The sequence below is a fragment of the Photorhabdus sp. RM322S genome, assembly GCF_042879395.1.
Classification (GTDB): domain Bacteria; phylum Pseudomonadota; class Gammaproteobacteria; order Enterobacterales; family Enterobacteriaceae; genus Photorhabdus; species Photorhabdus khanii.
Map to the genome: position 1 here is coordinate 1 of NZ_JBHFKW010000081.1, position 6,015 is coordinate 6,015.

A 6,015-nucleotide genomic window follows, 5' to 3' on the forward strand; every position below is an offset into this window, starting at 1 on the left:
TGGGCGTCAGTCTGGCGGCGTTGTGTCATCTGGCCTGGGCCCAGGTGTTGTCACATACCAGTGGTCAGGAGAAAGTGGTGTTCGGCACGGTACTGTTTGGACGTATGCAGGCGGGAGACGGTGCCGACAGTGGTATGGGGCTGTTTATTAATACCTTACCGCTGCGGCTGGATATCAATGATACCCCGGTACGCGACAGCGTACAGACAACACATACCCGGCTGGCTGGATTGCTGGTGCATGAGCATGCGTCGCTGGTGTTGGCACAGTGTTGCAGTAGTGTACAGGGTGATATTCCGCTCTTTAGTACCCTGTTGAACTACCGGCATAATGGGAATCCGATGACCCCGAATGAGGCCGTGGAGGGCATTGAGTTCTTGGGAGGGCAAGAGCGCACTAACTATCCGTTTGTGCTGTCGGTGGAGGATGGTGGCTCTACTTTGGGACTGACTGCTCAGGTGGTGCAGCCGTTTGAACCAGAAAGACTATGCGGTTATATGCAGCAGGCATTGGAAAGTTTGGTAGAGGTGCTTGAACAGGCCCCGGAAACGCCGGTACGGATACTGAATATTCTACCTGAAACGGAGCGGAGGCTGTTGCTGGAAACGTGGAACGCCACGGAAACCGCCTATCCTGAGGCATTGTGTATTCATCAGTTGTTTGAACAGCAAGTGGAGAAAACCCCTAACGCGATAGCATTAGTGCATGAAGAGCAAACCCTCAGTTATGCTGAATTGAATACCCGTGCTAACCGGCTGGCTCGTCAACTGATCGAACAGGAAGTTTGTCCCGGTGATCATATTGCGCTTCTGCTCGCGCGCTCGATGGGGCTGGTGGTAGCCCAATTGGCGATCCTTAAAGTCGGTGCTATTTACGTACCGATTGATCCCGGTGTACCGGATGAGCGGAAAAACTGGCTGATCAGTGATTGTTCCGCCAGATTGCTGCTCACCGATATACAGGCGGATATTCCGGTGAACCTGACTGTGCCGCTGCTTCGTCTTTCGGATGAGACGGACATGGGTTACGAAGAAGATCGCTTTAACCTTGACTTACCGCGTTCCAGCACCGAGTTAGCGTATATCATGTACACCTCCGGTTCTACCGGGACACCTAAAGGGGTGTTGGTGCCGCATCGTGCGGTAGTCCGGCTGGTTATCAATAATAGTTATGCTGAAATTGGACCGGATGATCGGGTGGCTTTTGCCGCTAATCCGGCTTTCGATGCCAGCACGTTTGAAGTCTGGGCACCGTTGCTCAATGGTGGTGCGTTAGTGGTTGTTGATCATGCTACTTTGTTGACGCCGCAGGCGTTTGTACAGGTTTTACAGGTCCAGCGAATCACTGTTCTGTGGTTGAGTGTCGGATTGTTTAACCAGTTGGCAGCGGAGCTTTCTCCGGTTCTTTCACAGATAAAGCTTCTGATTGTCGGCGGAGATGCCCTTGATCCCCATGTTATCGGTCAGGTACTGCGAACCAGACCGCCACAACAGCTATTAAATGGCTATGGGCCGAGTGAAGGCACCACCTTTACAACTACATACCGTGTCACAGCATTAGCATCTGGAGCGGCCCGCATCCCGATCGGCCGGCCGGTAGCTAACACGCGGGTTTATCTGTTGGATACTTGTGGTCAGCCGGTACCGTTAGGCGTGGTTGGAGAGATTTATGTGGGGGGAGATGGCGTGGCCTGTGGTTATCTGAATCGGCCTGAATTGACCGCCGAGCGTTTCCTTGTTGATCCGTTCAGTGATAACCCGGATGCTCGCATGTACCGAACCGGGGATTTGGCCCGCTACCTGCCGGATGGCAATCTGGAATTCCTGGGTCGCAATGATCAGCAAGTTAAGATCCGCGGCTTCCGCATTGAACCGGAAGAAATTGAGGCTCGGTTAGCAGAATATCCAACGGTACGTGAGGTGGCGGTGTTGGCCCGAGGTGAAGGGCAGGAGAAACGGCTGGTGGCCTATGTGGCGGCGGAAGCCCGTGAGGGGCTGGTAAATAGTCTGCATACCTACCTGAGTGCCCTATTGCCGGATTATATGGTGCCGTCAGCTTTTGTGCGTCTGGATGCGTTTCCGTTAACGCCGAACGGTAAATTGGATCGTCAAGCGCTACCGGCGCCGGACAATGAAGCCGTTGCCCGTCAGGTTTACGAAGCGCCCCAGGGAGAAATGGAAATGGCTCTGGCGGCGATTTGGTGTGAATTACTCGGTATTGAGCGGATTAGCCGGTACGACAACTTTTTCGCATTGGGGGGGCATTCGCTGTTGGCGGTGCGAATGATGAACCGGATAGCGGCGTTAGGGATTGAATTACCGCTGTCCGCGCTGTTTACATTCCCGTCTTTGATGGCCTTTGCTGAAGCGATGCGTGCCCGATTTGATGCGTCGGGCGGGGCATTATCTGCTATCGTTCCGCTATCCCGTGAGGGCCAATTGCCGCTGTCATTTGCGCAACAGCGTCTGTGGTTCCTGACCCAGTTTGACGGGGTGAGTGAGACCTATCATATTCCGCTGGCGCTGCGTCTACAGGGGCATCTGGATATTACCGCTTGGCAGCAGGCGCTTGATACCCTATTTGCCCGTCATGACGCATTGCGCTCTGTTTTTGTTGCTGTTGACGGCCAGCCACAGGTGGAGTTGTTGCCGGCGGCATTAGGCTTGCCGATGAAAAAATATGATCTGCGTGACACGCCTGATGGGGATGCACAGCTTGCCTCTCTCTGTGTTCAGGAAGCCAATACGCCGTTTGATCTTGTTCGTGGCCCATTAATGCGTTCCGTTTTGGTACAACGGGCTGACGATGATCACGTTTTCTTGCTGACCCTGCATCATATTATTTTTGATGGCTGGTCTGTCAGCGTGTTGATGCGTGAATTGAGCACCCTTTACACCGCTTTTCTGGTGGGACAGTTAGATCCGTTACCACCGTTGATAATTCAATACTCTGACTACGCTGCGTGGCAGCGTCAGTGGCTGTCGGCTGAACGCATACAGTCCCAATCTGATTATTGGCGCGCGAGACTAGTTGATGCTCCAGCTCTGTTGGATTTGCCCACTGACCGGCCTCGTCCGCCGGAGCAGTCGTTTGCCGGAGATGCCGTGCCGGTTAACTTAGATGTTGAATTAACGACCGCCCTTAAGCGTCTGAGTGAACAGCACGGTGCCACCTTATTCATGACACTGTTGTCAGCGTGGGCGGTGGTTCTGTCACGTCTGTCAGGTCAGGAAGATGTGGTGATTGGTACCCCAAGCGCGGGCCGTGGTCGTCAGGAAGTGGAACCGTTGATTGGCTTCTTTGTTAATACGCTGGCGTTGCGCATGGATTTATCCGGTGAACTGACCGTGCCGGAATTACTGGCGCGAGTCCGGCAAACCGCATTGACAGCTCAGGAGCATCAGGATTTACCGTTTGAACAGGTGGTGGAAATTGTGCAACCGCCACGCCGACTGGCGCATACCCCGTTATTCCAGGTGATGTTTGCCTGGCAGAACAATGAGAACTCGGAATGGGAATTACCGGGACTGGCCGTTTCACCGGTCTATCAAGCCGTTGATATTGTCAAGTTTGATCTTGAACTGGGCTTGTCAGAGGAGGAGGGCCGGATCGTGGGGGCGTTGAATTATGCCACCGCCCTGTTTGATCCGGCGACAATGGAGCGGCAGGTGGGATATTTGCACGCGGTGCTGCAAGCGATGGTGGTTAACCCTCAACAGCCGATTGGAGAAATTGATATTCTGGCCCCGGCGGAGCGCAAGCTATTGCTGGAAACCTGGAATGCGACGGAGACCCCGTATCCTGAGGCGTTATGTATTCATCAGTTGTTTGAACAACAGGTGGAGAAAACCCCACAGACCACGGCACTGGTGTATCAAGAGCAAGCCCTCAGTTATGCCGAATTAAATGCTTGTGCTAACCGCCTTGCTCATCAACTGATTGCGTTCGGTGTAACACCGGATCAGCCGGTGGCGATTTGCGTGGCGCGTTCACCGGCAATGGTGGTGGCGTTGCTGGCGGTGCTGAAAGCTGGCGGGGCTTATGTGCCGCTGGACTCAACTTACCCAGAGGAGCGTCTGGCGTATATCCTGAATGATACCGCTCCGTCCGTAGTATTAGCGGATGCGGCCGGACAGGTGGCATTGGGTGATGAGGCACTGGCCGGGCTGACGGTACTGGATCCACATATCCAGCTTGACCAGCCGGACAGCAACCCACAGGTTCTGGCATTAACGCCGCAGCATCTGGCCTATGTGATTTACACCTCCGGCTCAACCGGGCAGCCGAAAGGGGTGATGGTGGAACATCAGGCGATTTATCAACGTTATCTGGGTTTTAATGACACCTATGCCGTTACCGAGCAAGACCGGGTGTTGCAATTTGCCGCGTTTGCGTTTGATGTTTCAGTAGAAGATTTCTTCTCGTCATTATGTAACGGGGCCACATTGGTTATCCGGGATGATAGCTGGCTGGCTTCGATACCGGAATTTATTGCCTTAACCCGACAATATCGTATTACGGTGATGTCGCTGCCGACTTTATTCTGGTCTGAACTGGCGGCCAGAGACAACGGATCACTGCTGCCGGAGTGTCTCCGGCTCATCATCATTGGCGGTGAGGCGGTGAAAAAGAGTGCCATTCAGGACTGGTTTAGACAGGAAGGCTACCGGCCCCGGTTATTGAATGGTTATGGCCCGACGGAAAACACCGTGACGGTGACCTATAAGGACGTGTTATCGCCGGACGATGCCCATTCTATCGGCAGACCGGCTAAAAATGCCCGTATCTACCTGCTGGACAAATATGGCGAACTGGTACCCGCAGGTTGCGTGGGCGAGATGTATATTGGTGGCGTGGGGGTGGCTCGGGGTTATCTCAACCGGCCAGCGTTGAGCGAAGAGCGTTTTATACCGGACCCCTTTAGCCCGGTGTCCGATGCGCGGATGTATCGTACCGGGGATTTAGCTCGTTATCTGCCGGATGGTGAGTTGGCATTCTTCGGTCGTAACGATCAACAGGTTAAAATTCGTGGCTTCCGGGTTGAGTTAGGGGAAATTGAAACCCGGCTGGTGGAATACCCGGCGGTGCAAGAGGCGGCGGTGCTGGCGCTGGATGATGAACAGGGCAAACGGCTGGTGGCCTATGTGGCGGCGGAAGCGCATGAGCGATTGATTGCTGATTTACGCGAACACCTGTGCGCAGTTTTACCTGACTATATGATCCCGGCGGCCTTTGTGCGGCTGGATAGCTTCCCGCAGACCCCGAATGGCAAGCTGGATCGCCGGGCGTTGCCGGCGCCGGGGGAAGCGGCGTTTGCCCGTCAGGTCTATGAAGCCCCGCAAGGGAAGATAGAAACGATGCTGGCGGCTGTCTGGTGTGAGTTACTGGGTGTTGCGCAGATTAGTCGGCATGACAGCTTCTTTGCGCTTGGTGGTCATTCGTTGCTTGCTGTACGCATGATTGAACGATTACGGCGTATCGGTCTGAGTGTATCGGTAAAAACGTTATTCCAGCATCCAACACTCTGTATTTTGGCACAGTCTCTGGTTCAGCATAATGAAATTCAAGTGCCTGACAATGGTATTACACCGGATACAATGGTGCTGACGCCGGCGATGTTGCCGCTGATTGATTTGACCCAGGCTGACATTGACCACATTGTCGGGCAGGTGCCGGGGGGAATCGCCAATATTCAGGATATCTATGCGCTGTCACCGTTGCAGGATGGCATTTTGTTCCACCATCTGTTGGCAAATGAAGGTGATCCCTATCTGTTAACGGGGCAGATGGCTTTTGCTAATCGGGCACTGTTGGATCGTTATCTGGCGGCGGTTCAACAGATAATTGATCGGCACGATATTCTGCGTACCGCTTTTCTCTGGCAGGGATTGTCAGTGCCGGCGCAGGTGGTCTGGCGTCAGGCTCCATTGTCGGTGACGGAACTGACACTGAATCCGGCTGACGGCACGGTCATTGACCAGTTAACCCGGCGCTTTGATCCGCGTCAGCATCGTC

At 54.1% G+C, this 6,015-nt stretch carries 1 protein-coding gene; it reads left to right on the top strand.

What is annotated here, in order from left to right; all coding sequences use genetic code 11:
- A partial coding sequence (locus ACGF63_RS22080; RefSeq protein ID WP_387633230.1) for an amino acid adenylation domain-containing protein occupies window positions 1-6,015 on the top strand: 6,015 nt, incomplete at both ends.